Genomic DNA, 24,760 nt, shown 5'->3' on the forward strand with positions numbered 1-24,760 from the left:
CGCTGGTGTTGCCCCCGGCGAGGGGGTTGGCGAAGCGACACGAAGTGCGCGAAGACTGGGGGAGTGCTCATACCCGGCCGCCCTTCATGAGGACACGGTTCTCGTAGTCGATGCGCAGCACCACCGCGATCGCGATCAGGTTCATCAGGATCGCGGAGCCACCGAAGCTCATCAGCGGCAGTGTGAGGCCCTTGGTCGGCAGCGCGCCGAGGTTTACGCCCATGTTGATGAAGGTCTGGAAGCCGATCCAGATCCCGATGCCCTGGGCCACCAGGCCCGAGAACACGCGGTCCAGCGCGATGGCCTGGCGGCCGATGTGCATGATGCGGCGCGTGAGCCAGAGGAACAGCGCGATCGCGAGCAACACGCCGACCAGGCCGAACTCCTCGCCGATCACAGCCATCAGGAAGTCGGTGTGGGCTTCGGGCAGCCAATGCAGCTTCTCGACGCTGCCGCCAAGGCCGACGCCGAAGATCTCGCCGCGGCCGATCGCGATCAATGAGTGCGAGAGCTGGTAGCCCTTGCCGAGCGCGTTGTTCTCGCCGAACGGATCGAGGTACGCAAAGATGCGCTCGCGCCGCCAGGGCGACGAGGCGACGATCATGCCGAAGGCCACGACCACGAGCGCGGCGATGACGAAGAACATGCGCGCGTTGACGCCGCCCAGGAACAGGATACCCATCGCGATGATCGCGATCACCATGAAGGCGCCCATGTCGGGCTCGGCCAGCAGCAGCATGCCGACCACCACCACCGCGATGCCCATCGGCAGCACGGCGCGGAAGAAGCGCTCCTTGATCTCCATCTTGCGCACCATGTAGCTGGCCGCGTAGAGCACCATCGCGAGCTTGGCGAGTTCCGACGGCTGGAAGCTCATGAAGCCCAGCGGAATCCAGCGGCGCGCACCGTTCACGCTGCGCCCCACGTGCGGGATCAACACCGCCACCAGCAGCAGCAGCGACGCGACGAACAGCCAGGGCGCCGCGCGCTCCCAGGTCTTCATCGGCACCTGGAAGGTCAGCAGTGCGGCAACGAACGCGATCAGCAGAAACAGCGTGTGGCGCAGCACGAAGTACGACTGGCTGTAGTTCATGCGCGAGAAGCGCGGGTTGTCGCCCAACGCGATCGAGGCCGAATACACCATCACCAGGCCCCAGGCCACCAGCGCCATGGTGACCCAGAGCAGCGCCTGATCGAAACCAAGCACGCGCATCGGCGTGGCCTTGGTCTGCGCGATGTCGGAACCGCCGAGGCGCACCGGCAGATGCATCGGCAGCGCATCGATGCTGCTCCTTGCGGCACGACGGAACCAGCCGGCAAAACGGCTGTTTTCGTTCGGGGTGGCGGCGGCGGTCTGGTTCATGGCTGTTGGCCTTCTGGCGCGTCGGCGAGCGACTGCACGGCCTCGCAGAACGCCGCTGCGCGGTGGGCGTAGTCCTTGAACATGTCGAAGCTGGCACAGGCCGGCGACAACAGCACCGCATCGCCCGGATTGGCGCGCTGGGCCGCGGCCTGCACGGCCTCTTCCATCGAGCCCGCATGCAGCAGCGAAACGCCGGTGCCCGCCAATGCCTCTTCGAGGATCGGCGCATCGCGGCCGATCAGCACCACGGCGCGCGCGAACTGGCGCACCGGCGCCGCCAGCGGCGTGAAGTCCTGGCCCTTGCCTTCGCCGCCGAGGATCACGACGATGCGACGCTCGGCACCGAGCCCGCTGAGGGCGGCGACGGTAGCGCCGACGTTGGTGCCCTTGCTGTCGTCGAAGTACTCGACCTCGTCGACGATCGCGACCGGCTCCACGCGGTGCGGCTCGCCCCGGTATTCACGCAGGCCGTAGAGCATCGGGCCAAGTGCGCAATCGGCCGCGCTGGCGAGTGCCAGCGCGGCCAGTGCGTTGAGCGCGTTGTGCTGGCCGCGGATGCGCAGTGCGTCCGCGGGCAACAGCCGCTGGAGATGGATCTCCACTTCTTCGACCGGGCCGCCGCGCTTGCGCTTGATGGTCTCGTCGGCTTCCAGTGCGCGGACCAGCCAGGCCATGCCGTTGATGCGCTCGATGCCGAAATCGCCGGGCCGCAGGGGCATTCCGGCGCCAAAAGTGATGTGGGTGCGCTGTTGCGGGCGCTGCAGCTTGACGCGCACCGGCGCCGGCAGCATCTGCATGACTGCCGCGTCGTCGCGATTGAGCACCATCGGGCCGCGCGTGCCGAAGATGCGCGCCTTGGCCGCCGCATAGGCCGTCATGTCGCCATGCCAGTCGAGGTGGTCCTGCGTGAGGTTCAGCACTGCGGCTGCGGTCGGCTCGAAGTGCTGCACGCCATCCAGCTGAAAGCTGGAAAGTTCGAGCACCCAGACCTGCGGCAGCGTGCCCGCGTCCATGTGCGCCGCCAGCGTATCGAGCAAGGTCGGGCCGATGTTGCCGGCCACCGCGACCGTCTTGCCGGCGCGCTCGACCAGTTGGCCCGTGAGCGCGGTGACGGTCGTCTTGCCGTTGGTGCCCGTGATGGCGAGCACGGCCGGGCGGTAGCCCTGCGCCGGCGCCGGCTCGGGTGCTGCGATCGGCAGCGGCTTCTCATCTCCGGGTGCAGCCGCGGCGGCCGGCGCGGCTGTCGAGAGCTCGGCGATGCGGGCAACGAACTCGGCCGCATCGCGCGCGGCGGTATGCACCGATGCCTTGGCCGGAACCACGGGCACCGAGGCAACGACGACAGGCGGCGTCGGCTCGGAAACGGGTTCGGGTTCAGATTCAGGTTCGATGGCTTCGGCCATCGGCGACGGATCGACCGGCTCGGCCAGTTCGTCTTCAATTTCGGTTTCAGTTTCGGTTTCGGCTTCGACCGAATCACCCGACACCGCCGCCGGCTCCTCGAGCGGCAGATCAACGGCCCGCAGGTCGTGCAGGGCCTGCGCGAACAGATCCAGCTCGCCGCCGACCGGCAAGCCGATGGCGCGTGCCGCATCGACCACCGGCGCGATGGTGGCCGGCGCCAGGCCCGGTGACCGGTAGACCGCGCGGATCGCAGTGCCTTCGATCAGGCTGGCGGAGAACGGCCCGCCGATGAAAGTGGCCTGCGGCCATTCCGCCCGCAGCGTCTCCAGCAGTGCGGGCGCCTCGCGCGTGTCGGCAACCGTGACCTGCGCGCCATGGCGCGCGCACCAGCGTGCCATGGCCAGGCCGGACAGGCCCAGGCCAAGGATCAGGACGGGTTGGTCTTGCAGGTGTTTCACATCAGTGCCTGCAGCGATGCGTGAAGCGATGAGCGTGGGCGCATTTCACTCACCTCAGCTTCAGCGTGGAAAGACCCACGAGGCACAGCAGCATCGTGATGATCCAGAACCGCACCACGACCTGGGTTTCACGCCAGCCGCTCTTTTCGAAATGATGGTGCAAGGGTGCCATCTTGAGCACGCGCCGACCTTCGCCGAAACGCTTCTTCGTGTACTTGAAGTACATGACCTGGGCCATCACCGACACGGCTTCCACCACGAAGATGCCGCCCATGATGAAGAACACGATCTCCTGGCGCACGATGACGGCGATGGTGCCGAGCGCGCCGCCGAGCGCGAGCGCACCCACGTCGCCCATGAAGACCTGGGCCGGATGCGTGTTGAACCACAGGAAGGCCAGGCCCGCGCCGGCCATTGCCGAGCAGAACACCAGCAACTCGCCGGAGCCCGGGATGTGCGGAAACAGCAGGTACTTCGAGTAGACCGCGCTGCCGGTCACATAGGCGAATACGCCAAGGGCCGAGCCGACCATCACCACCGGCATGATCGCGAGGCCGTCGAGCCCGTCGGTGAGGTTCACCGCGTTGCTGGCGCCGACGATCACGAGGTAGGTCAGGATCACGAAGCCGATGCCGCCGAGCGGGTAGCTGATCTCCTTGAAGAACGGCACCAGCAAATTGATCTTCGGCGGAAAGTCGAGGTCGAAGCCCGAGCGCACCCAGGTGTAGAACAGTTCCAGCACGCGCCAGTTCGAGCTTTCCGAAATGCTGAACAGCAAATAGAAACCGGCCACCAGGCCGACGATCGATTGCCACAGGTATTTCTCGCGAGAGCGCATGCCCTCGGGATCCTTGCGCACCACCTTGCGCCAGTCGTCGACCCAGCCAATCGCGCCGAAGCCGAGCGTGACCCACAGGACGATCCAGACGAAGCGGTTCGATACGTCGAACCACAACACCGTGGCAAGTGCGATCGAGAACAGCACCAGCACGCCGCCCATGGTCGGTGTGCCGCTCTTGCTCAGGTGCGTCTCCATGCCGTAGCCGCGCACCGGCTGGCCGATCTTGAGCGCGGCAAGGCGCCGGATCACATAGGGGCCGGCCGCCAGGCCCACCAGCAGCGCGGTCAGCGCCGCCATCAGCGCGCGGAACGTGAGGTACTGGAACACGCGCAGGAACCCGAACTCGGGCCCGAGCGTCTGCAACCATTGGGCCAGGCTCAGCAGCATGGTGCGAAAGCGCGCGGTTCACGATGCATGACCGGCCTCCTCTTTTTGTTGTTGTGACGATTGCACCGCGCGGCTGTCGATGGCCTGCACCACGCGCTCCATGCGCATGAAGCGGGAGCCCTTGACCAGCACGCTGGCGGCCCGGGACAACTGCGCGAGCACGGCCTCGTTGAGCAGGTCGATGGTCTCGAAATGGCGCGCTCGGCCCGGGTCTCCGAAGGCCGCGACGCTATGGGTCGTGGCCGTGCCGAGCGCATAAAAAGTGTCGATGCCGCGTTCGCGCGCCCAGGCGCCAACCTCGGCGTGGAAGCGTTCGCCGTCGTCGCCGACTTCGCCCATGTCGCCGAGCACCAGCAGGCGTGGGGCCGGCAGGCTGGCGAGCACGTCGATCGCGGCGCGCACCGAGTCGGGGTTCGCGTTGTAGGTGTCGTCGACCAGCGTGATCTCGCGGCCGTCGACCAGTTGCAAGGCGCTGGCGCGCGAGCGGCCCTTGACCGGCTCGAAGGCTTCGAGCCCGCGCGCGATGTCGTCGAGCGACACGCCGGTAGAAAGCGCGCAGGCGATGGCCGCCAGCGCGTTGACCACGTTGTGGCGGCCGGCAATGCGCAGCGTGCAACGCAATTCACCGAGCGGTGTGCGGGCCGCGAAGCGCCAGGCATGCTGCTGCCATTCGGCCGAGATCAGCGTGATGTCGGCATCAGGGTGCTCGCCGAAGCTGAGGCAGCGGCGCCGCGCGCCTTCGGTGGCCAGTTCGGTCCACAGCGGCGTGAATTCGTCGCCATGCGGAAACACCGCGGTGCCATCGGCCGGGAGCGCCGTGAAGACGGCTGCGTTCTCGCGCGCCACCGCTTCCACTGTCGCCATGAATTCCTGGTGCTCGCGCTGCGCGTTGTTGACCAGCGCAACGGTCGGTCGCGCCATGGCAGCCAGCCGCGCGATCTCGCCCGGATGGTTCATGCCGAGCTCGACCACCGCCCGCCGGTGGCGTTCGCGCAACCGCAGCAAGGTCAGCGGCACGCCGATTTCGTTGTTGAAGTTGCCGGCCGTCGCCAGCGATCTGTCGTCGCAGGCGACTCGCAGGATGGTGGCCAGCATCTGTGTGACGGTGGTCTTGCCGTTGCTGCCGGTGACCGCGATCAGGGGCAAGGTGAACTGGCTGCGCCAGCCGGTCGCGAGCGCGCCAAGCGCAGCCAGCGAATCCGGCACTTCCAGCCCGGCCAGACCGGCTGCCTCGAGTCCGCCGTGGGCGATGGCGGCCGCAGCTCCGCGCGCCTTCGCATCAGCCAGGAATTCATTGGCGTCGAAGCGCTCGCCCTTGAGCGCCACGAAGAGATCGCCGGCCGCCAGCGTGCGCGTGTCGGTGTGCACGCGCTCGATTTTCGTGAGCGGATCGCCCACGAGCCGCGCACCGGGGATCCAGCCCAGGGCCTGTGCAAGCGTCATCATGGTCGGGCCCTCCGCGCAAGTGCGTCGGCTGCGTGCGCGCGCTCCGAGAACGCGATCTTCTCGCCCGCGATTTCCTGCCACGCCTCGTGCCCGCGGCCGGCCAGCAGCACCACGTCCTGCGGTGCGGCCTGCGCGATCGTGTCGGCGATCGCTTTGGCACGGTCGGGCTCGACCTGGGCCGCTTCGGGCTGCGCCAGGCCCAGCAGGATCTGGCTGATGATCGCCGCCGGCTTTTCGCTGCGCGGGTTGTCGCTGGTCACGACCACGCGGTCCGCCTGCTTCTCGACCACGGCGGCCATCAGGGGCCGCTTGATCGGGTCGCGGTCGCCGCCGCAGCCGAACAGGCACCACAGCGCACCGCCGCGCTGCGCTGCCAGTGGCCGCAGACCCGCAAGCGCCTTGTCGAGCGCGTCGGGCGTGTGGGCATAGTCGACCACGACGAGCGGTTGGCCCGGCGCCGTGACGCGCTCCATCCGGCCGGGCACGCTGCTGAGATCGCGGCAGGCCTGCACGGCGTCGGCCAGCGACAACCCGAGCGAGCGCAAGGTGCCGATGACGCCGAGCAGATTGGCCACGTTGTACTGGCCGATCAACCGGGTCGAGAGGCTTTCGCTGCCACCGCCCTGCTCGGCGACCGAGAAGCGCAGCCCTTCGGCGCCATAGCCGATGTCGTGCGCCGCCAGCCGTGCCGGCGCGCCGCCGGCCGACACCGTCCACACGTCGAGCGCGCCGCAATCGGCGTCGAGCAGGTTGGCGACCAGGCTGGCGCCGTGCACGTCGTCGATGTTGACGACGGCGGCGCGCAGGCCGGGCCAGCGGAACAATTCGGCCTTGGCCTGCCAGTAGGCGTCCATGCTGCCGTGGTAGTCGAGGTGATCCTGCGTGAAGTTGGTGAACACCGCGACGCGGATCTCGCAGCCGTCGAGCCGCCGCTCGGCAATGCCGATCGACGAGGCTTCGATAGCGCAGGCACCGAAGCCGCGCGAGACGAAGCCGCGCAGTTCGCGCTGCAGCATCACCGGGTCGGGCGTGGTGAGGCCGGTGTAGGTGAGATCGGGCGGCACGCCGATGCCGAGCGTGCCGACCGCGGCGCAGGGGCCGTAGCCGCTGTGGCGCGACAGCGCTTCGGCCAGCCACCAGGCGGTCGAGGTCTTGCCGTTGGTGCCGGTCACGGCCAGCAGCGCGAGCTGTGTGGAAGGCTGGCCGTAGAACGCCGAGGCGATCGGGCCGGTGGCCGACTTGAGCCCCGGATAGGTGGCGACCGCATCGCTGTCGAAGCCGAACGCTTCGACGCCGTCCTGCTCGACCAGGCAGGCCGCCGCACCCTGCGCCAGCGCCGCCGCCACGTGGGCGCGGCCATCGGTCGCGGCACCGGGCCAGGCAATGAAGCCGTCGCCCGTGCCGACACGGCGGCTGTCGGCCTGCAACTGGCCGGGCACGCACGAGCGCAGCCAGTGGGCGGCTTCGTTGGGTGTGGAGAGGCGGATGTCGTTCATCAGAAGCTCTCGTCTACGCCCTTGGTCACGACCAGCGGCTTGACCGCCAGATCGGGCGCCACGTTCATCATGCGCAGCGTCTGCTGCACCACTTCGCTGAACACCGGCGCGGCCACCGTGCCGCCGAAATACTGGCCGGCGCTGGGCTCGTCGATCATCACCGCGACGATGATGCGCGGCTTCTCGATCGGCGCCATGCCGGTGAACCACGAGCGGTACTTGTTGCTCGCATAGCCCTTGCCGACCTGCTTGTGCGCCGTGCCGGACTTGCCGCCGACCGAGTAGCCGACGGTCTGGGCCAGCTGGCCGGTGCCGCCCGGGCCGGCGGCCATCTGCAGCATCTTGCGCACCGCATGCGCGTTCTCTTCCGAGAACACCCGCACGCCGACCGCGGGCTCGGCGCTCTTGAGCATGGTGGCCGGGATGATGCGGCCATCGTGCGCGAACGAGGTGTACGAATGCGCCATCTGGAACAGCGAGGCCGACAGGCCGTAGCCGTAGGCCATGGTCGCCTGCTCGACCGGCTTCCAGGTCTTCCAGGGCCGCAGCCGGCCGGTGACGGCACCGGGGAACGTGAGCTGCGGCTTCTGGCCATAGCCGAGCGCGGTGTAGGTGTCCCACATCTCGTGCGGGCTCATCTTCTGCGCGATCTTGAGCGCGCCGACGTTGCTCGACTTCTGGATCACGCCTTCGACCGTGAGCGTGCCGTAGTTGTGCGTGTCGCTGATCGTGAAACCGCCGATCGAAAACCGGCCGGGGCTGGTTTCGATGATCGTCTGCGGCTTGACGCGGCCCGCCTCCAGCGCCATCGCCACCGTGATCGGCTTCATGGTCGAGCCGGGCTCGAAGGTGTCGGTCAACGCGCGGTTGCGCAACTGCTCGCCGGTCAGGTTCTGCCGCTTGTCGGGCACGTAGCTCGGGTAGTTGGCCAGCGCCAGCACCTCGCCGGTGATGGCGTCGAGCACCACCACGCTGCCGGCCTTGGCCTTGTGGGCGGTGACGGCGTCGCGCAGCTTCTGGTAGGCGAAGAACTGCACCTTGCTGTCGAGGCTGAGCTGGATGTCCTTGCCGTCGAGCGGCGGGATCTGGTCGCCCACCCCCTCGACCGCACGGCCGAGCCGATCCTTGATGACGCGGCGCGAGCCGGCCTTGCCGGCCAGATCCTTGTCGAACGCCAGCTCGATGCCTTCCTGGCCGTGGTCTTCGACATTTGTGAAGCCGACCACGTGCGCGGCCGCCTCGCCCTCCGGGTACTGGCGCTTGTATTCCTTGCGCTGATACAGGCCCTTGATGTCGAGCGCGGCAATCTGCTTGGCAATCGGCTCGTCGACCTGGCGCTGGATCCAGACGAAGGTCTTGTCTTCGTCGGCCAGCTTCTTGTCGAAGTCCTTCTGCGCCATGCCGAGCAGCTTGGCCACCTGCTTGAGCTTGGCCTTGACGGCCGGGTCGTCGCGCTCGATGTCTTCCGGGATGGCCCAGATGCTCGGCGCGACCACGCTGGAGGCCAGGATCAGCCCGTTGCGGTCGAAGATGCGACCGCGGTTGGCCGGCAACTCGAGGGTGCGCGCGAAGCGCACCTCGCCCTGGCGCTGGAAGAAGTCGTTGCCGATCACCTGCACGTACGCGGCGCGGCCGGCAAGCACCACGAAGCCGCACGCGATGGCGGCCACGATGAACTTGCTGCGCCAGACCGGGGTCTTGCTCGCGAGCAACGGGCTGGTGGTGTACTGGACGCTGCGGCGGCTCATCCGTGGCTCCTTCGCACCGCTGCGGGTCGCGCGGCCGGGGGCACCGAAGCCGGCGCAGCGGGTGCCACGACCGCCGGGATCACGCTGCCGTCCTGCCGCACGTAGAGCGTGATCGCCGGCGTGGTGGTGCGCATCTTGAGCTGCTCCTTGGCCAGCTTCTCGACGCGCAGCGGCGTGGCCTGGGCACGCTTGTCGACCTGCAGCCGCTCGTACTCCACCTCGAGCCGCCGTGCTTCGCTGTTGACCCGCTCGAGCTCGGTGAAGAGCTGGCGCGAGCGGTATTGCGTGTGCACGAGCAGGAGCGCCGTACCCAGTACGGCGATCAGCAGGAGGAGGTTGAGCCGGGCCATCGGACTAGCGGGTCTCGGTGCGTTCGGCCACGCGCAGGATGGCACTGCGGGCGCGCGGATTGGCCGCCACTTCGGCGGCCGACGGACGCACGCGGGCCAGCGCCCGCAGCCTCATCGGCACCGGTGCGGCAAACGGCGCGCGGCGGTCATACACCTCGCGCGAATGCTTCGCGATGAACTGCTTGACGATGCGGTCCTCCAGCGAATGGAAGCTGATCACCGCGAGCCGGCCTTGGGGTTGCAGCACGTCGATGCTCGCTTCTAGCGCCTGTTGCAACTCTTCAAGCTCGGCGTTGATGAAAATCCGAAGAGCCTGAAATGTGCGCGTTGCAGGGTTCTGGCCCTGCTCGCGGGTTTTGACCGTGCCAGCCACGAGCTCGGCCAGTTCGGCGGTGGTTGAAACTGGGCCCCGTTCTTGTCGGCGAGCAACAATCGCCTTTGCAATCTGAACAGCAAACCGTTCTTCGCCATAGTCACGTATCACCTCGGCAATCTGCTGTTGTTCGGCCGTTGCCAGCCACTCGGCCACACTTTCTCCGCGCGTGGTGTCCATGCGCATGTCGAGCGGGCCGTCGAAACGAAAACTGAAACCGCGCGCCGGGTTGTCGATCTGCGGCGAGCTGATGCCCAGATCCAGCAGCAGCCCGGCCACGCTGGCCGCCGGCAATTCGCCCAGATCCCGGAAACCCTGGTGCCGGATGGAAAAACGCGCATCCTCGATGCGCGTTGCTTCGGCCACCGCTTCCGCGTCCTTGTCGAACGCAATCAGCCGGCCCTCCGGGCCCAGCCTCTCCAGAATCAGGCGCGAATGCCCGCCCCGCCCGAAAGTCGCATCCACGTAGGTGCCCGCTGCAGCTGCCTCGGCAGCCAACAGTGCGTCGACCGCTTCGTGCAACAAGACGGTGGTGTGAGTCCATGCGGTGTCCACGTACGCCTTCAGAACGCCAGATCCTGGAACGCACCCTCGGCGAGGCCGGCGGCCAGCGCCTCGGCCTCCTTGGCGTCGTGCGTGGCCTTGTCCCAGAGCTCGAAGTGGCTGCCCATGCCAAGCAGCAGCGTATCGCGCGTGATGCCGGTCGCCGCACGCAGCTCGGGCGAGACCAGGATGCGGCCGGTGCCATCCATCTCGACGTCCATCGCGTTGCCGAGAAACAGGCGCTTGAGCCATTGATCCTTCAGCGGCATCGCGGCAATGCGTTCGCGGAACTGCTCCCACGCCGGACGCGGAAAGATCATCAGGCAGCCGTGCGGGTGGCGCGTGATCGTGAGCTGACCGCCGGCGGTCGCGCTCAGGACGTCACGATGCCGGGTCGGCACCGATAGCCGCCCCTTGGCATCCAGACTCAGCGATGAAGCGCCTTGAAACACGAAAAACAACCCCGGTTGTGAGAAGCTTCGGCCGCCTGAAAGAGGCATTTACCGACACTTTTTCCCACTTAACTGCACTTTTTTCCACTGTAGCAGGAAACAACTACAGCGCAACAAGGGGTCGCGGCTATTTTTTGTAATGGAATCAACGACTTAGCGGTGTTTTCGGATGCTTGAAAACACTGAATTTCGTTGCAAATGAAGCACTTAGCACACGCAATGAATGTGTTGCGTGAAGCGGCCGCGGGGACCGCTGTCGCTCAGAGGATGAAGCGCGAAAGATCTTCGTCGTGACTTAGTGCCGCCAGGCGCTCGTCCACGTAGGCTGCGTCGATACGGATCGACTGGCCTTCAAGCCTGGTGGCGTCGAAGCTCACTTCGTCGAGCAGGCGCTCCATCACGGTCGACAACCGGCGGGCGCCGATGTTCTCGGTGCGCTCATTGACCTCGAACGCGATGGTGGCGAGACGCGTGATGCCTTCCGGCGTGAACTCGAGCGTGACGCCCTCGGTCGCGAGCAGCGCCTGATACTGCTTGACCAGCGAGGCGCGGGTCTGGACAAGGATGCTTTCGAAGTCGGCCACCGAGAGCGATTGCAGCTCGACGCGGATCGGAAAGCGGCCCTGCAGCTCCGGAATCAGGTCGCTCGGCTTGCTGACATGAAACGCGCCGCTCGCGATGAACAGGATGTGGTCGGTGCGCACCACGCCGTATTTGGTGGTGACGGCCGTGCCTTCGACCAGCGGCAGCAGGTCGCGCTGAACCCCCTGGCGCGACACGTCGGCGCCCTGCGCTTCGCTGCGGGTGGCGACCTTGTCGATCTCGTCGATGAAGACGATGCCGTTCTGCTCGGCGCTGGTGATCGCCTGGGCACGCACCTCGTCCTCGTTGAGCAGCTTGCCGGCTTCCTCGTCGATCAGGAGGCGCATGGCTTCGGCGATCTTGAGCTTGCGCGTCTTGCGCCGGGTGTTGCCAAGCTGGCCGAACATGCCGCGCAGTTGCTCGGTCATTTCTTCCATGCCGGCCGGGCCCATGATTTCGAGCGGCGCGCGGGTTTCCGCAAGGTCGATCTCGATCTCCTTGTCGTCGAGCTGCTTCTCGCGCAGCTTCTTGCGGAAGGCCTGGCGCGTGGCGCTGCCGCTGTCGGGCGCCGCGCCATCGGCGGTGCGCGCCGGGGGCAGCAGCACATCGAGGATGCGGTCTTCCGCCGCGTCCTCGGCACGCATGCGCACCTTGGCGCTCGCGGCCTCGCGGGTCTGCTTGACGGCAATCTCGGCCAGGTCCCGGATGATCGAATCGACGTCCTTGCCGACATAGCCGACCTCGGTGAACTTGGTCGCTTCCACCTTGATGAAAGGCGCATCGGCCAGCCGTGCCAGCCGGCGCGCGATCTCGGTCTTGCCGACGCCGGTCGGGCCGATCATGAGGATGTTCTTCGGCGTGATCTCGGCGCGCAGCGTGTCGGCAACCTGTTGCCGGCGCCAGCGGTTGCGCAGCGCAATCGCCACCGCCCGCTTGGCTTGCGGCTGGCCGACGATGTGGTTGTCGAGTTCGGAAACGATTTCCTGAGGGGTCATGGACATGGAAGAAGCGGCCTCAGAGCGTTTCGATGGTGTGGTTCATGTTGGTGTAGATGCAAAGCTCGCCCGCAATCACGAGCGCCTTCTTCACCACCTGGTCGGCCGGCATGTCGGTGTGGTCGAGCAAGGCCCGGGCGGCCGCCTGCGCGTAGGCGCCGCCGGAGCCTATCGCCACGATGCCGCCCTCGGGCTCGAGCACGTCGCCGTTGCCCGTGATGATCAGCGAGGTTTCGGCATCGGCGACGGCCAGCATGGCTTCGAGCCGGCGCAGCACGCGGTCGGTGCGCCAGTCTTTGGTGAGCTCGATCGCGGCGCGCGCCAACTGGCCCTGGTGCTTTTCGAGCTTGGCTTCGAAGCGCTCGAACAGCGTGAAGGCATCGGCCGTGGCGCCGGCAAAGCCCGCCAGCACCTTGCCGTGGTACAGGCGCCGCACCTTGCGCGCGGTGCCCTTGATGACGATATTGCCCAGCGTGACCTGGCCATCACCACCGATCGCGACCTGGTCGCCGTTCGGGGTTTTTCGGCGCACGCTGACGATCGTGGTTCCGTGAAACTGTTCCATCGAAGCCATCTTGGGCCACCTGCAGGCGATGCAAGCCCTGCCCGATCAATTGCTTCGAACAGCGACGCCGGCGTGATCGGCGATGCCGATCACCTTGAAGAAGGCCGCGATCATGCGGTGGGCGTCGACGAATTCGACGCGCTGGTCGCGTGCCGCACGCGCCATGACCCAGTTGAGCAGGGTGCCGGCGGCCGCGAAGTCGATCCGCACCAGCGCCGCGCACGAAATGGTCGGCGTGGCTGCGTCCATCAGTTCGGCATCGAGCTGGTGCCAGATGGCATGACATTCACCGCTGAGTTCGCCCGCCAGCAAGGTATGGCCGGCCGCCGCGGCGGTAGGCGCGGGCTCGGCAGAGGGCTCTTGCCTCATGGAATCCATCGAAAAGCCCGACGATGCCGACTTTTCCGCACGTGACGCACCCGTATCGGTGTAGCTGCCGACCGGATCCTCCCAGGGCGGTGGCGACACCTCATAGGCAATGCAGTAGTTGAGCGCGGTCAGTTCGAACTCGTCGGCATCGTGCAGCACGCGCAGCACGGCCATCCGCAACTGCCACCAGATCGGATCGGTGCGGCGGTCGTTGCTCGGCGTGGCCGCGGCCAGCACACCCAGCAAACGGTCGGCGCCAGCGAACCGCAGTTGTACCGGCGACGCCGCCCAGTGCTCGAAAAGGGCGCGCAGCGGAGCGGCAGCATCGGCATCGATGCTGGACAGCACGCGCCAGTCGAGCGTCCACACCGCGCCCGCGCCGCCCAGCGCCCGGGTCAGGCCCGACAGGGAATCGCGCGTCAGCTGGTGCGGGCTGAACCAGTCGGCCGGCTCCGACGAAACGCCAATTTGGCCGGTGCGGCTCGCCACGCCGGCCGCCTGCACGTCGCGCGCCAGCACGCGCAGCGAGATCCATTCGGGCCCGGGCCGCTTGAGGCGCTGGGCATAGCGGGTACTCGCCTGCACGAATTTCTCGGCATCGCCTGTGGCGCGGTAGAGGTCGAGCAATCCGCGCCAGGTGTCGTTGTGGTCGGCCTGCGCACCATCGGGTCCCAGCGTCTGCAGCAGGATGGCCTCGGCGCCCGCGTCGTCGCCATGCGCGAAGCGGATTGCGGCCTCTTCCAGGCTGCCGTCGATCATGAGCCGCGAGGCATGCAGCGCGCCGGCGCCACTGGGCTGCTCGGCGGGCGGCGGCGGCACGCCGGGCTCGGTGTCGGCATAGGCGCGCGCCTGCTGGGCGGCCAGCGCCTCCGGCGTCGGCGGCGGCCCACCGTCGGCGTTTTCGCCCTGGGGTCGGCCCTTCCACCACTGCTGCGACATCTGCTCTTCGATCTCGTCGATCTTCTTGAGCGTGAGCGCGCGGCCCTCGGTCTTGCCGGTGCTGTTGATGTTGAACGAAGAAGGCGGCGCGTTGGGGTCGCGTGCGCCCGCGGCCTCGCGCTGGCGCAATTTGCGCAGCATGTCGAACTCGCGGCGGCGCACGAAATCGTTGCGCTGGCGCCGCTCGATCATTTCCTTGAGCATCTCCCGGCTGTAGCCGGTGTCGGCCGCGCCGGTGTCCTGCTCGTCCAGCTCCGCCCAGTCCTTGAGCGGATTGCGGACGAACTTCGCCACCTTGGACAGCAGGCGACCGGGCTCCTCTTTGGCCATGTGCTTGCTGCTAGTCGCCGAACATCTTCTGCTTGAGCTCGCGGCGCTGCTGCGCCTCGAGCGAAAGCGTGGCGGTCGGGCGGGCCAGCAGTCGGCCGACGCCGATCGGCTCGCCGGTTTCGTCGCAATAGCCGTAGTCGCCGGCATCGATGCGCTGGATCGACTGCTCGATCTTCTTGAGCAGCTTGCGCTCGCGGTCGCGCGTGCGCAGTTCCAGCGCGTGCTCTTCCTCGATGGTGGCGCGGTCGGCCGGATCGGGCACCACCACGGTGTCTTCACGCAGGTGTTCGGTGGTTTCGCCGGCGTTTTCGAGGATGCCGAGCTTGAGCTGAACCAGCTTGAGCCGGAAGAACGCCATCTGCTTGTCGTTCATGTACTCGGCATCGGGCATCGCCACCACTTCGGCGTCGGTCAACTGGTCGGCCGTCTTGGTCTTCCAGTTGTTGGCGAGCTTGGCGTCTTTTTTGACGGCCACGTGCGGCGGCGGCACCAGCGCGGTCGAAGCGATCTGGGTGAAGCTCGACTTGGCGGCGGTGGAGGCCACCGACTGGGCCATCGAAGGCACGGTCAGTTGGGAGAGCCGGGAGACGCGACCGCCCCGTGCAGGCGCGGGCGCCGGCGTCGGGGTGGTGGGTGTCGCCGGGGCGGAAGAGGAGGCGGCAGCCGTTTTTTTCATGGAGGTCGGGGCAGGTGCAGGAGGGGCGGCAGGACGGCCGGCCGGTTTTGCCGTTTTGGCAGTGATGGGTTTCGAGGCGCCGGTCTTCGCGGCGGAAACCTTCTTCGCGGCCGGCGCAGCCTGCTTGACGGCCGTCTTTTTGACGGCCGGTTTAGCGGGCGGGGCCTTGGCGGCGGGTTTCTTCACGGTGACTGGCTCCTTGGTCGGGCTCGAACGCGCTTTCACAGGATGTCTCCTCCCCAGGGGAACCTCGGGCCAAAGCCACGCGGATTCCCATTGTTCAGCATGCTCGCCAATGGCGACCCACGGGGTTATACCCCCGAATGCAGGCCACGAACGCGCGCTCTTCTATGCCGAAAGTCACACCTCTCGCCTCGGCGAGGGGGTATGGCCCCGGAACAGGCGCGCGATTGTATAGAGAAGTTCGGCTTGCGCGCTCAGCAACTCAAACCAGGCACTGGTCCAAACCCTGTTCGAGAATCTCGCGTGGCAATTCGATGCCGATGAACACCATGCGGCTCTGGCGCGCTTCGTCCTTGCCCCATTCGGGGCCCAGGTCGCTCCCCATCAACTGGTGCACACCCTGGAAGATGACCTTGCGCTCGGTTCCCTTCATGTGCAGCACGCCCTTGTAGCGCAGCATGCGCGGGCCGTAGATATTGACGATGGCACCCAGGAAGTCTTCCAGGCGGGCCGGATCGAAGGCGCGATCCGAGCGGTAGACGAAGCTCTTGACGTCGTCGTCATGGTGATGGTGGTGGCCGTGCCCCTCGTTCGCGTGGGAGGGGTGGTCGCAATGCTCGCCATGCGCGTGGTCATGGTCGTGGTGCTCGTGATCGTCCTCCTTGAGGAAATCCGGGTCGATGTCGAGCTTGGCGTTCAGGTTGAAGCCGCGCAGGTCGAACACGTCTTTCAGCGGCACTTCGCCGAAATGCACCTTCTGCTGCGGGGCGCGCGGGTTCATGTGCTTCAGGCGGTGGATCAGCGCCTCGGTTTCTTTGGCCGCGACCAGATCGCTCTTGCTGATGAAGATCTGGTCGGCAAAACCGACCTGGCGGCGCGCTTCCTGGCGGTCGTTGAGCTGTTGCGGCGCATGCTTGGCGTCGACCAGCGTCAGGATCGAGTCGAGCAGGTAGCTTTCGGCGATCTCGTCGTCCATGAAGAAGGTCTGCGCCACCGGGCCCGGGTCGGCCAGGCCGGTGGTTTCGATCACCACGCGGTCGAAATCGAGCAGGCCCTTGCGCCTCTTGGCGGCCAGCGTCTGCAACGCTTCGCGCAGGTCTTCGCGGATGGTGCAGCAGATGCAGCCGTTGCTCATCTGGACGATCTGCTCCTTGGACTCGGTCACGAGGATGTCGCTGTCGATGTTTTCTTCGCCGAACTCGTTCTCGATCACGGCGATTTTCTGGCCATGCGCTTCGGTCAGGATGCGCTTGAGCAGCGTGGTTTTGCCGGAGCCGAGAAAACCGGTGAGGATGGTGGCGGGGATCAGGGCCATGGGATGCTCCGGAGGGAAAACGGGGAAGGGCGGGAAGTTTAGGCCTTCGGGAGAGTCCTTCGTGGGGACGGCCTTACTTGCGCACGACCACGAGGCCTTTCAGGTACTCCCCTTCCGGGAATTCGATCGTCATCGGGTGATCCGGCGCGGCGCCCAGCCGCTCGCTGATGTAACCGTCGACCCCTGCATCGATGCCAGCCGAGGCCACGATCTTGTGGAACAGGTCGGCACCGATGCCGCCCGAGCAGCTGAAGGTCAGCAGCACGCCGCCCGGCACCAGCAATTGCAGCGCCAGGCGGTTGATGTCCTTGTAGGCCCGGGCCGCGCGTTCCGCATGGGCGACCGTGGGCGCGAACTTGGGTGGGTCGAGCACGATCGCGTCGAAGGTCTTGCCCTCGGCGATGAAGCGGCGCAGCGTGGCATTGACGTCGGCGTCGAGGTACTGGCTGTTCGCCGCACCGAAGCCGTTCAGCGCCACATGGGCCTCGGCCCGCTGCAAGGCCGGCAGCGACGAATCGACCGAGATCATCTCGGCACCCTCCAGCGCGCCGGCCGCGCGCAGCCCGGCCAGCGCCGCCACTGTGAAGCCGCCGGTGTAGCAGAAGCAGTTGAGCACGCGCCGGAACCTGCGGTGCTTCGCGATCTCGGCAAAGCGCTGCCGGCTGTCGCGCTGGTCGAGGTAGAAACCGGTCTTGTGGCCGGTCGCGATGTCGAGCGTGAGCTGCCAGTCGTGCTCGCGGATGGTGCGTTCGGTGGCGCCCTCCCCGCGCAGCCAGCCGGTGACCGGCTTGAGCCCTTCGCGCTCGCGCCCGCTCGCATCCGAGCGCTCGTAGAGTTGGGTGAGGCCGGTTGCCGCGAGCAACGCATCGGCCAGTTGCGGCTTCCAGCGCTCGACGCCGGCCGACAGGAACTGCGCCACCAGCGTGTCGCCGTAGCGGTCGACGATCAGGCCCGGCAACCCGTCGGCCTCGCCGTGGATCAGCCGCAGGCCGTCGCTCTGGATGTCGAATAGGCCTCTGGCGCCCACCGCGCGGGCGCAGCGCTCCGTCAAGAACGAAGCATCGATGCGCTGCGTCTCGTCGAAGCTCCAGGCCCGCGCGCGGATCTTCGAGACCGGGCTGAACGCGGCCCAGGCCAGGAAGCGGCCTTCGTGCGACTCGACGCGCACCGTTTCGCCCGGGTCGGCGCCGCCCTTTGCGATGGCGGACTCGAAGATCCAGGGATGGCGGCGCAACAGCGAGCGCTCCTTGCCCGGCCGCAGCCGCAATGCTTTCATTTGTCTTCCTTGGCCTTCGCGCGCGGATGTGCCGCGTCATACGCCTTCGCCAGATGCTGGAAATCCAGCCGGGTGTAGACCTGCGTGGTCGTGATGTTGGCGTGGCCCAGCAGCTCCTGCACCGCGCGCAGGTCGCTGCTGGATTGCAGCAGGTGGCTGGCGAACGAATGCCGCAGCATGTGGGGATGCACCGGCGCCGCCATGCCGGCCTTGAGGCTGCGCTGGCGCAACTGCTTCCAGACCGCCTGCGCCGTCCAGCGCGTGCCGGTGCGTCCGATGAACAGCGCCGCCGCACCGGCCGGATCGCGCTGCAGCGCAGCCGGCAATGCCGGGCAGCCGCTCCGCACTGCCAGCCAGGCCTGCAGCGCCTCGGCCGCCTTGGCGCCCACAGGCACGCTGCGGCGCTTGTTGCCCTTGCCGAGCACCTGCGCTTCGCCGGACGCCAGGTCGACCCAGCCACGCGCGGTCGGGCTGGCCTGCACGTCGAGCCCGACCAGCTCGCTCACACGCAGGCCGCAGCCGTAAAGGAGTTCGACGACCGCGCGGTCGCGCGCCTCGGTCCACGGGTCGGCGTCGGGGTCGCGGTGTTCGGCCAGGCGCACCGCGTCGTCGACCGCCAGCGCCTTGGGCAGCGGCCGATCCGCCTTGGGGGCGTGCACGTCCTGCACCGGGTTGCTGCCGACCAGGCCCTCGTTGCCGAGCCAGCGGTAGAAGCTGCGCCAGCACGAGAGCACCAGTGCGATGCCGCGCGATTCGCGACCGGCGCTGTGCAGTTGCGCCATCCAGCGCCGCACATGGGCCGTTTGCACCTGCTCGAGCGGCAGGTTCGCGGCGGCCGCCTTTTCGGTCAGCGTACCGAGGTGGATCGCATACAGCTCGACCGTGCGCGCCGCCAGCCGGCGCTCGACCCGCACATGCTCGAGGTATTTGTCGACCAGCGCGTCGCTGCGTTCAGAAGTAGCCATTCAGGCCATTGTTGACGATCGCGAGCGGCTCGCGAAGCGCGCCCTTGAACACCATGCCCCAGCTGCGCCAGCAGGAACTCGGCGCGGCAGCGTACTGCACGTCGAACTCGCGGTCGAAGCCGCTGGCGCGCGCCAGTCGCTCGACCCGCCACAGGTGATAGGGCTCCGACACCACGACGACGCTGCGCACGCCGGCCGCCTGCAACAGCGCGCGCGACATCGACAGGTTCTGCCGCGTCGACGACGACACCGCCTCGAGCTGCACCGGCCCGGCGTAGCCGATCTGGCGCGCGTGGTGCTCCATCACTTCAGCCTCGATGCGGCCGTCTTCCCGGTCGACGCCGCCTGACATCAGCAGGCGCTGCACCGTGCCGGCCTGCGCCAGCGCCACGGCGGTGTCGACGCGCCCGGTCAAGCAGGGATTGGGTTTGCCGCGCAGCCAGGCGCGGTTGCCGAGCACCAGCGCCACCTCGGCGGTGCGCGTCGGGGGCTGGGCCAGCTGCGCACGCGCGTGCTGCCAGACCGTGGCCCAGATGGCGGCATAGCCCAGCAGCAGGACAACAAACGCAGCCAGCAGCGGCCGCAGCCAGCTCCGCAGGCGTCGGCTCAAGGCCGCAGCCGCGAGAGCGCGGCCGACGCCAGTTCGGCGATGCGCTCCAGAAAGTCGGTGCCCATGTCGGTGTTGAAGCGCGCCGCATCGGGCGACGCCAGCACCAGCAGGCCGAAGGCCGGCGCTTCGGGCTCAGCGCGCAACGGAATCAGTGCGATCGAGATCGCGGCGCGCACGTCGCCGAGCCAGTTGGCCGCCTCGAAACCAGCATTGAGGCCGCAATACGGCGCAGTCAGCGAGGTGGCCAGCGCCTTCACGTCATCGCTGACCCACTGGGCATAGCCTTCGCTCGCATAGGTCTCGTCGCAATCCCAGACCTTGATGGCGATCTGCGGCACCATGAACAGCGCCTGCAGGTCGGCCGCGATCTGCCAGGGCAGGCCGCGCGGGTCGCGCGTGGTGAGCAGGCCGCGCGTCCAGCGCTGCAGCCGGTCGGCCGTGACGACGTTTTCGGTGCCGTGGCGCACCATGTCCATCAGGCGGTGCTCGAGCGCCTTGATCTTCTCGCGCAGCATTTCGGCCTGGCGCTCCTGCAGGCTCACGGCCCGGTTGCCGTGCGGGCTGGTGAGCTGCACCTGCGCCAGCAACTGCGCGTGGCGCTCGAAGAAGTCGGGCGTATTCGACAGGTAGTTGGCGATGTCGTCTTCGGTGATCGGGTTCATGGCGTCTGCTGCGTGGATGGATTTCATGGCTGCTCGGGTACCTCGATGTCGCCCTCGAATACGGTAACGGCCGGGCCAGTCATCAGCACCGGCTGGCCGACACCGGCCCACTCGATGGTGAGGCGGCCGCCGTGCGTGTCGACATCGACGCGTGCATCGAGCAGGCCGAGCCGGATGCCCGCCACCACCGCCGCGCAGGCGCCGGTGCCGCAGGCCAGCGTTTCGCCGGCGCCGCGCTCGAACACGCGCAGCCTGATCTGCGAGCGGCTCACCACCTGCATGAAGCCGGCGTTGACGCGCTGCGGAAAACGGGGATGGTGCTCGATCAGCGGGCCCTGGAGGGCTACCGGGGCGGTGTCGACGTTATCGACCACCTGCACCGCGTGCGGATTGCCCATCGAGAGCACCGCGACGGAAATGATGGCGCTCTGGGCATGTGTCGAAAGCGCCAGATGCCATGTGTGCCACGACCCTTCGGATTGCGGGGTGAGCCCCGCAGCATCGAAAGGCACCTGCGCCGGCTCGAAGACCGGCGCGCCCATGTCGACCGTGACGCGCCCATCGGCGCCCATGCGCGGCTCGATCACACCCGACAGGGTTTGCACGCGCACCGCGTCTTTGGTGGTCAGTCCCTGCTCGCGCACGAAGCGCATGAAGCAACGCGCACCGTTGCCGCACTGCTCGACCTCGCCGCCGTCCGAGTTGTGGATCACGTACTGGAAGTCGATGCCCGGTGACGGCGAGGGCCGCACGGTGAGGATCTGGTCGGCGCCCACGCCGAAGTGGCGATCCCCCAGAAAGCGGTATTGCGCGGGTGTCAGCGCAAGCGAGCCGCGCGTTTCGTCCAGCACGACGAAGTCATTGCCGGCCCCTTGCATCTTGGTGAAGCGGATTCGCATGCAGGGATTATCTGCTGCGCTTCAGATGCGTCCGCCGCACGGCCTTCGCACACTCAGGCCTGGCGCTGCTCCGCCCTGCCGGCCACCTGGTCCGATGGCTGAAGCACCGGCAACGCTTCGGCACGTTGCAGCCCCGCCGGTGACGAGCCACTTTGCGTTCCGGGCGTACTGCGCCAGGGATGCAGCCAGAACCCGAGGCCTGCGACCAGCCAGACCACGCATGGCAACGCGCTCCAGCCCGGCCAGGTTTGCAGTTTCAGGGCCACGATCAGCACGCGGCACAGCGCCGCAACGGCCAGTGCCGAGAACACCAGCCCGACCGGCGAGGCCAGTCGCTGTGCGGGACTGCGCGCCAGCGCCACGCCCAGACCGGTGTGCAGCGCCATGCCCCACGCTGCCCCGGCGATCAGCTGCGCCGCCAGAAAGAAAACCTGGATGCCGGTGTGCACCGCGATCGGCGCGGCCAGCGCGCCGGCCCAGAGTGCGAGCGCCCCGCCCCGCATGCGGAAGGGCGACGCCACCAGCCGCATCGAGATCAGCAGCCCGAGCGCGAAGCCGCCCCAGAACAGCGGCACCCACAACGAGCGCGCCCAGGGCATGGGTGAAGCAGCCGCGAGCAAGGCCGTGTGCCACTGGAAGCCGAGGCCTGCCAACAGCAGCACGGCCGCCATCAGCACGATCGGGCCGCGCCGGGCATCGCCAGGCACGGTGTCGCGGTGCGGCAACGGCCAGGCATCGGCGCGCACCGCGACCAGGCCGGCCAGCGCAATGCCCGCGGATGCCACTGCGAATGGCCAGAACGGGTCGCGCTGGCGCAACCACTCGGTGAGCGCGGGCCCCGCGGCACCCGCCATGGCCACCAGCCCTAGCGTGACCCCGACCGCCCAGCCCTGGCGCGTCGCGTTGCCGATGCGCCCCAGTAGGGACAGCACCGGCGCACGCAGGAACGAGGTCACGATGGCCCAGCCCGCAATGAATGCGATCAACCGGATCGAGCCATCGGGCCCGGCCACCCACGGCATGGCCGCGAACAGCAGCGCCGAAACAACCGCGGCGACTGCGATCCCGGCACCGAGCCTTCGCCACATGCCGGCAATGCGATCGGCGAAGACGGCGGAGCCCCAGTCGCTGACTGCGAACAGCGCCTGGTCCAGCACGAGGATCCAGATCACGCTGGTGCGCGGCAGCCCCACGCTGACGACGAGGCCTGGCAGGAAGAGCACATACAGCGTCCACGAAAGTGCCAGCAGCGCGTGCACCAGCCCGACCCACCAACCCAGATACGGCGACGGGCCAGGAGACGCAGCCATGCGATTCGCGGCCGGCCTGCTTCAGCCGGCGCGCAGTCTGTCGAGCGCCCGGTCCAGAAAGGCCAGCCGATCCTGGCCCCAGAAGCGCTCACCGTTCAGCACATAGGTCGGCGCGCCGAACACGCCGTGCTCGACCGCCTGCGCGCTGTTGACGCGATAGGTCGCGAGCGTTTCGGCCGCCTGTTCGAGCGCCTGCAGCGCCGCGCCGTCGTAGCCGTTCTCGTCGGCCACCGCGATGCGCACGGACGCCTCGGCCGTATCACGCTCTTCCGCCCACAGCGCGCGCAGCAGCGCATGCGACAGCGGCTGCGCGTCGTGCCCCTGCAACTGCGCGGCAATCACCATCCAGCCCGGGTACTTGTTCCAGTCGGGGTCGCTCGCCGCACCCTTGGGGTAGTGCGCGGGCGCCAGGTTCAGCGGCATGCCGAGGTGCTCGCGCCAGCGCGCCAGCTCCAGCGCGTGGTAGCTGCGGCGCGGCTCGGGCCGGGACTTGAGCGGGATACCGCCGGTCTGCGACGCCACGGCCTGAAAGTCGTAGGGCTTGAGCACCAGCTTGACGTGGTGGCGGCGCACGATGTCCTGCAACTGCGGGCCACCGAGGTACGCCCAGGGCGACGAAAGGCTGTAGTAGCAGTCGAGCACGATCATGCCGCGCATTGTTACCCGCAGCGCGCGTCGGCGATACGGCCGCTGGCCTTTTGCAACGCCGGTATAGGCCGAACGACCGATCGGCGAAACGCGCATGGATTCGCACAATCGACGCCATGCCAAATCTCATGCTTCCCCTCTCGGGCGACGTCACGCAGGCGATCAACCCGTGGACCTGGTTCGTCAAATCCGTGGGCGGACAGTTCGGGCTGATCAACATCAACATGGGGAAGTCGGCCGACCCCGTGCTGGAGCAGCAGATCCTGGACGACGTCGGCACCTACGGCCGACAGCTCGGCCAAATCGGCGATGCGCTCGCGGTGCTGCTCAAGCACGTGAAGCTCGACGCGCTGGAGCCCGACGAACAGCGCGCGCTCGACGCGTTCCAGCTGCAGCTGGCCCAGATCGAACGGCTCAAGGCAAGGCGTTGAGCCAGCGCGACAGGTCGCGCTTACCCTTGGCATTGGCCTCGCGCCAGGCCAGCCGCGCCGTGGCCACGAAGCGTTCTTCGGCCGCATCGGGCACATCGGCCGCGAGTTCGGCACGATCGAGCCAGCCGGCCTCGACCCCGCAATGGCGCTCGATCTGCCGCGCCAGCGTGTCGCCGATCGGGCGCGAGCTCTTGATCTGGCTCCACATGCTGGGCGACACCTCCAGCTTCTGCGCAAACGCCTGGTCGAGCCCCTTGGCCGGCAGCCCGGCGGCGATCGCCTGTTCGAGAAAACGGCGATGCAGCAGCAAGGCATTACGGCGGCGCGTGACGGTGGTGTTGGGAGGCACTGTTCGAAAACAACAACGAAGCGAAAAAAGTATTGTCGGCGGCGTTGACGCAGCCGTAAAGACTATTTACAGTTCACTCACTCGCGGACTCATCCGCACCCCGAACCACCACCGAGCCCATCGTGAAAACCAACGCACTGCACCTCAGCAACGTCCGACCCGAATCGGGCCGGACGTTCGTGCATGCCGCACCGGGCGGAGTCAGCGCTTAGCAAGAATAAGAACAGCGCCACCTCCCCTCTCTGTTTTCAGAGGCCCGGACACCGCAAGGTTCCGGGCCTTTTTGTTTTTTTGTTCTTTTCATTTCGGGTGTGCCTTCACCCACCGCCAGGTTCAGCCGCGTGGACGGTCTGGCCGGATGTGCAGGGACTGATCCCCTTGTGCAGCGATGCATCACGAGGCTGCGCGCCGGGACTGGCGCGCGACCGGTCGCGTGAGGACACAACCGAAATGAAAAGGAAGCGACAACAAACCGAGCGGGACAGGGCCATGCAGATGGTTCTCCCGCGGAAACCGGCCGCAAAGATTGGGCGGCGCCGGAACCCGTAACCGGACACTTTTTTCGAATCCACCTCACCGCAGGAGCCACCATGCGCAAGCGCCGTCAGACCCCGATCCGCACGATCGCCGTGCTGCCCACACCGCCTGCGCGCAGCCGCATGGTGTCTGCGCTGGTGCGGCTGGTGTCGCACACCGTGCCGAAGAGCGAGCCCCGCATCCGCCGCGACGACCTCGATTGCCTGGATCTCGACCAGCGCGTGCGCGCGCTGGGTGAGTGGTGAACAGCAGGCCTCA

24 protein-coding genes are annotated in these 24,760 nt (G+C 67.5%); 2 read left to right on the forward strand and 22 right to left on the reverse strand.

The window, feature by feature from the left end; all coding sequences use genetic code 11:
• Positions 1-67: 67 nt before the first annotated feature.
• The 21 genes from ftsW to QTI05_RS05300 form a co-directional block, all read right to left on the reverse strand.
• A complete protein-coding gene (gene ftsW, locus QTI05_RS05200) occupies positions 68-1,363 on the reverse strand; it encodes a putative lipid II flippase FtsW (RefSeq protein WP_286541682.1) in 1,296 nt (431 codons plus the stop codon).
• On the reverse strand, positions 1,360-3,225 hold the full coding sequence (gene murD / locus QTI05_RS05205; protein WP_286623185.1) for a UDP-N-acetylmuramoyl-L-alanine--D-glutamate ligase: 1,866 nt from the start codon (positions 3,223-3,225) through the stop codon (positions 1,360-1,362). The genes ftsW and murD overlap by 4 nt, the downstream gene beginning before the upstream one ends.
• 49 nt (positions 3,226-3,274) lie before the next feature.
• Positions 3,275-4,453 (reverse strand): phospho-N-acetylmuramoyl-pentapeptide-transferase, encoded by a 1,179-nt coding sequence (mraY, locus tag QTI05_RS05210; RefSeq protein ID WP_286541680.1) that lies wholly within the window; start codon positions 4,451-4,453, stop codon positions 3,275-3,277.
• An 18-nt stretch (positions 4,454-4,471) separates the two neighbouring features.
• Positions 4,472-5,899 carry a UDP-N-acetylmuramoyl-tripeptide--D-alanyl-D-alanine ligase gene (locus QTI05_RS05215; RefSeq protein WP_286623187.1) on the reverse strand — a complete coding sequence of 476 codons (1,428 nt, stop codon included), beginning with the start codon at positions 5,897-5,899 and terminating at the stop codon, positions 4,472-4,474.
• The gene (locus QTI05_RS05220) at positions 5,896-7,395 is read right to left on the reverse strand and encodes a UDP-N-acetylmuramoyl-L-alanyl-D-glutamate--2,6-diaminopimelate ligase (RefSeq protein WP_286623189.1); all 1,500 of its coding nucleotides are present in this window, start codon (positions 7,393-7,395) and stop codon (positions 5,896-5,898) included. Before QTI05_RS05220 ends, QTI05_RS05215 begins: the two co-directional genes overlap by 4 nt.
• The gene (locus QTI05_RS05225) at positions 7,395-9,143 is read right to left on the reverse strand and encodes a peptidoglycan D,D-transpeptidase FtsI family protein (protein ID WP_286541677.1); all 1,749 of its coding nucleotides are present in this window, start codon (positions 9,141-9,143) and stop codon (positions 7,395-7,397) included. Before QTI05_RS05225 ends, QTI05_RS05220 begins: the two co-directional genes overlap by 1 nt.
• Entirely contained in the window at positions 9,140-9,493 is a 354-nt protein-coding gene (gene ftsL, locus QTI05_RS05230) for a cell division protein FtsL (protein ID WP_286541676.1), read from the reverse strand. Before ftsL ends, QTI05_RS05225 begins: the two co-directional genes overlap by 4 nt.
• Before the next feature lie 4 nt (positions 9,494-9,497).
• Complete coding sequence (gene rsmH / locus QTI05_RS05235; RefSeq protein WP_286541675.1) at positions 9,498-10,421, reverse strand: 16S rRNA (cytosine(1402)-N(4))-methyltransferase RsmH; 924 nt, start codon at positions 10,419-10,421, stop codon at positions 9,498-9,500.
• Between the two features lie 8 nt (positions 10,422-10,429).
• Positions 10,430-10,861, reverse strand: a complete 432-nt coding sequence (mraZ, locus tag QTI05_RS05240; protein ID WP_286543507.1) for a division/cell wall cluster transcriptional repressor MraZ — start codon at positions 10,859-10,861, stop codon at positions 10,430-10,432.
• 260 nt (positions 10,862-11,121) lie between these two features.
• Positions 11,122-12,444 carry an ATP-dependent protease ATPase subunit HslU gene (hslU, locus tag QTI05_RS05245; RefSeq protein WP_286541674.1) on the reverse strand — a complete coding sequence of 441 codons (1,323 nt, stop codon included), beginning with the start codon at positions 12,442-12,444 and terminating at the stop codon, positions 11,122-11,124.
• 13 nt (positions 12,445-12,457) lie between these two features.
• Entirely contained in the window at positions 12,458-13,003 is a 546-nt protein-coding gene (gene hslV / locus QTI05_RS05250) for an ATP-dependent protease subunit HslV (protein ID WP_286541673.1), read from the reverse strand.
• Between the two features lie 45 nt (positions 13,004-13,048).
• Positions 13,049-14,641: an STAS domain-containing protein gene (locus QTI05_RS05255; protein ID WP_286623191.1), complete on the reverse strand. Its 1,593-nt coding sequence runs from the start codon at positions 14,639-14,641 to the stop codon at positions 13,049-13,051.
• Between the two features lie 10 nt (positions 14,642-14,651).
• Positions 14,652-15,317: an RNA polymerase-binding protein DksA gene (gene dksA / locus QTI05_RS05260; protein WP_353505942.1), complete on the reverse strand. Its 666-nt coding sequence runs from the start codon at positions 15,315-15,317 to the stop codon at positions 14,652-14,654.
• A gap of 445 nt (positions 15,318-15,762) precedes the next feature.
• Positions 15,763-16,815, reverse strand: coding sequence for a CobW family GTP-binding protein (locus QTI05_RS05265; protein ID WP_286623194.1), 1,053 nt, complete (start codon positions 16,813-16,815; stop codon positions 15,763-15,765).
• Between the two features lie 73 nt (positions 16,816-16,888).
• Positions 16,889-18,091: a class I SAM-dependent rRNA methyltransferase gene (locus tag QTI05_RS05270; protein WP_286623196.1), complete on the reverse strand. Its 1,203-nt coding sequence runs from the start codon at positions 18,089-18,091 to the stop codon at positions 16,889-16,891.
• The gene (locus QTI05_RS05275; protein ID WP_286623197.1) at positions 18,088-19,056 is read right to left on the reverse strand and encodes a tyrosine recombinase XerC; all 969 of its coding nucleotides are present in this window, start codon (positions 19,054-19,056) and stop codon (positions 18,088-18,090) included. Before QTI05_RS05275 ends, QTI05_RS05270 begins: the two co-directional genes overlap by 4 nt.
• Entirely contained in the window at positions 19,043-19,666 is a 624-nt protein-coding gene (locus tag QTI05_RS05280; protein ID WP_286623198.1) for a YdcF family protein, read from the reverse strand. The genes QTI05_RS05275 and QTI05_RS05280 overlap by 14 nt, the downstream gene beginning before the upstream one ends.
• Entirely contained in the window at positions 19,663-20,355 is a 693-nt protein-coding gene (locus QTI05_RS05285) for a DUF484 family protein (RefSeq protein ID WP_286541666.1), read from the reverse strand. The genes QTI05_RS05280 and QTI05_RS05285 overlap by 4 nt, the downstream gene beginning before the upstream one ends.
• Entirely contained in the window at positions 20,352-21,227 is an 876-nt protein-coding gene (dapF, locus tag QTI05_RS05290) for a diaminopimelate epimerase (protein WP_286623200.1), read from the reverse strand. The genes QTI05_RS05285 and dapF overlap by 4 nt, the downstream gene beginning before the upstream one ends.
• Positions 21,228-21,280: 53 nt before the next feature.
• On the reverse strand, positions 21,281-22,537 hold the full coding sequence (locus tag QTI05_RS05295; RefSeq protein ID WP_286623202.1) for an MFS transporter: 1,257 nt from the start codon (positions 22,535-22,537) through the stop codon (positions 21,281-21,283).
• A 21-nt stretch (positions 22,538-22,558) separates the two neighbouring features.
• Positions 22,559-23,185 carry a 2-hydroxychromene-2-carboxylate isomerase gene (locus tag QTI05_RS05300; protein WP_286623203.1) on the reverse strand — a complete coding sequence of 209 codons (627 nt, stop codon included), beginning with the start codon at positions 23,183-23,185 and terminating at the stop codon, positions 22,559-22,561.
• Positions 23,186-23,301: 116 nt separating this feature from the next.
• Here QTI05_RS05300 and QTI05_RS05305 point away from each other — a divergent pair, with 116 nt between their 5' ends.
• Positions 23,302-23,616: a hypothetical protein gene (locus QTI05_RS05305; protein ID WP_286623204.1), complete on the forward strand. Its 315-nt coding sequence runs from the start codon at positions 23,302-23,304 to the stop codon at positions 23,614-23,616.
• Here QTI05_RS05305 and QTI05_RS05310 read toward each other — a convergent pair.
• Complete coding sequence (locus QTI05_RS05310; RefSeq protein WP_286623205.1) at positions 23,600-23,965, reverse strand: hypothetical protein; 366 nt, start codon at positions 23,963-23,965, stop codon at positions 23,600-23,602. The two genes, QTI05_RS05305 and QTI05_RS05310, sit on opposite strands and share 17 nt — an antisense overlap.
• A gap of 590 nt (positions 23,966-24,555) precedes the next feature.
• On the opposite strand from QTI05_RS05310, the gene QTI05_RS05315 reads away from it, so the two are divergent.
• Entirely contained in the window at positions 24,556-24,747 is a 192-nt protein-coding gene (locus tag QTI05_RS05315; protein WP_286623206.1) for a short-chain dehydrogenase, read from the forward strand.
• Positions 24,748-24,760 lie beyond the last annotated feature (13 nt).

It is taken from the genome of Variovorax fucosicus, from assembly GCF_030316825.1.
GTDB classification, from domain to species: Bacteria; Pseudomonadota; Gammaproteobacteria; order Burkholderiales; family Burkholderiaceae_C; genus Variovorax; species Variovorax fucosicus.

What these genes read in the sequence shown, in the direction of transcription:
- QTI05_RS05220 (WP_286623189.1), bottom strand. Translation starts at nt 7,395, where the DNA reads ATGAACGACATCCGCCTCTCCACACCCAACGAAGCCGCCCACTGGCTG.
- QTI05_RS05285 (WP_286541666.1), bottom strand. Translation starts at nt 20,355, where the DNA reads ATGAAATCCATCCACGCAGCAGACGCCATGAACCCGATCACCGAAGAC.
- ftsL (WP_286541676.1), bottom strand. Translation starts at nt 9,493, where the DNA reads ATGGCCCGGCTCAACCTCCTCCTGCTGATCGCCGTACTGGGTACGGCG.
- dapF (WP_286623200.1), bottom strand. Translation starts at nt 21,227, where the DNA reads ATGCGAATCCGCTTCACCAAGATGCAAGGGGCCGGCAATGACTTCGTC.
- QTI05_RS05225 (WP_286541677.1), bottom strand. Translation starts at nt 9,143, where the DNA reads ATGAGCCGCCGCAGCGTCCAGTACACCACCAGCCCGTTGCTCGCGAGC.
- hslU (WP_286541674.1), bottom strand. Translation starts at nt 12,444, where the DNA reads ATGTCCATGACCCCTCAGGAAATCGTTTCCGAACTCGACAACCACATC.
- hslV (WP_286541673.1), bottom strand. Translation starts at nt 13,003, where the DNA reads ATGGAACAGTTTCACGGAACCACGATCGTCAGCGTGCGCCGAAAAACC.
- QTI05_RS05215 (WP_286623187.1), bottom strand. Translation starts at nt 5,899, where the DNA reads ATGATGACGCTTGCACAGGCCCTGGGCTGGATCCCCGGTGCGCGGCTC.
- QTI05_RS05265 (WP_286623194.1), bottom strand. Translation starts at nt 16,815, where the DNA reads ATGGCCCTGATCCCCGCCACCATCCTCACCGGTTTTCTCGGCTCCGGC.
- QTI05_RS05275 (WP_286623197.1), bottom strand. Translation starts at nt 19,056, where the DNA reads ATGGCTACTTCTGAACGCAGCGACGCGCTGGTCGACAAATACCTCGAG.
- mraY (WP_286541680.1), bottom strand. Translation starts at nt 4,453, where the DNA reads ATGCTGCTGAGCCTGGCCCAATGGTTGCAGACGCTCGGGCCCGAGTTC.
- QTI05_RS05315 (WP_286623206.1), top strand. Translation starts at nt 24,556, where the DNA reads ATGCGCAAGCGCCGTCAGACCCCGATCCGCACGATCGCCGTGCTGCCC.
- QTI05_RS05300 (WP_286623203.1), bottom strand. Translation starts at nt 23,185, where the DNA reads ATGATCGTGCTCGACTGCTACTACAGCCTTTCGTCGCCCTGGGCGTAC.
- QTI05_RS05255 (WP_286623191.1), bottom strand. Translation starts at nt 14,641, where the DNA reads ATGGCCAAAGAGGAGCCCGGTCGCCTGCTGTCCAAGGTGGCGAAGTTC.
- QTI05_RS05270 (WP_286623196.1), bottom strand. Translation starts at nt 18,091, where the DNA reads ATGAAAGCATTGCGGCTGCGGCCGGGCAAGGAGCGCTCGCTGTTGCGC.
- QTI05_RS05295 (WP_286623202.1), bottom strand. Translation starts at nt 22,537, where the DNA reads ATGGCTGCGTCTCCTGGCCCGTCGCCGTATCTGGGTTGGTGGGTCGGG.
- QTI05_RS05305 (WP_286623204.1), top strand. Translation starts at nt 23,302, where the DNA reads ATGCCAAATCTCATGCTTCCCCTCTCGGGCGACGTCACGCAGGCGATC.
- dksA (WP_353505942.1), bottom strand. Translation starts at nt 15,317, where the DNA reads ATGAAAAAAACGGCTGCCGCCTCCTCTTCCGCCCCGGCGACACCCACC.
- ftsW (WP_286541682.1), bottom strand. Translation starts at nt 1,363, where the DNA reads ATGAACCAGACCGCCGCCGCCACCCCGAACGAAAACAGCCGTTTTGCC.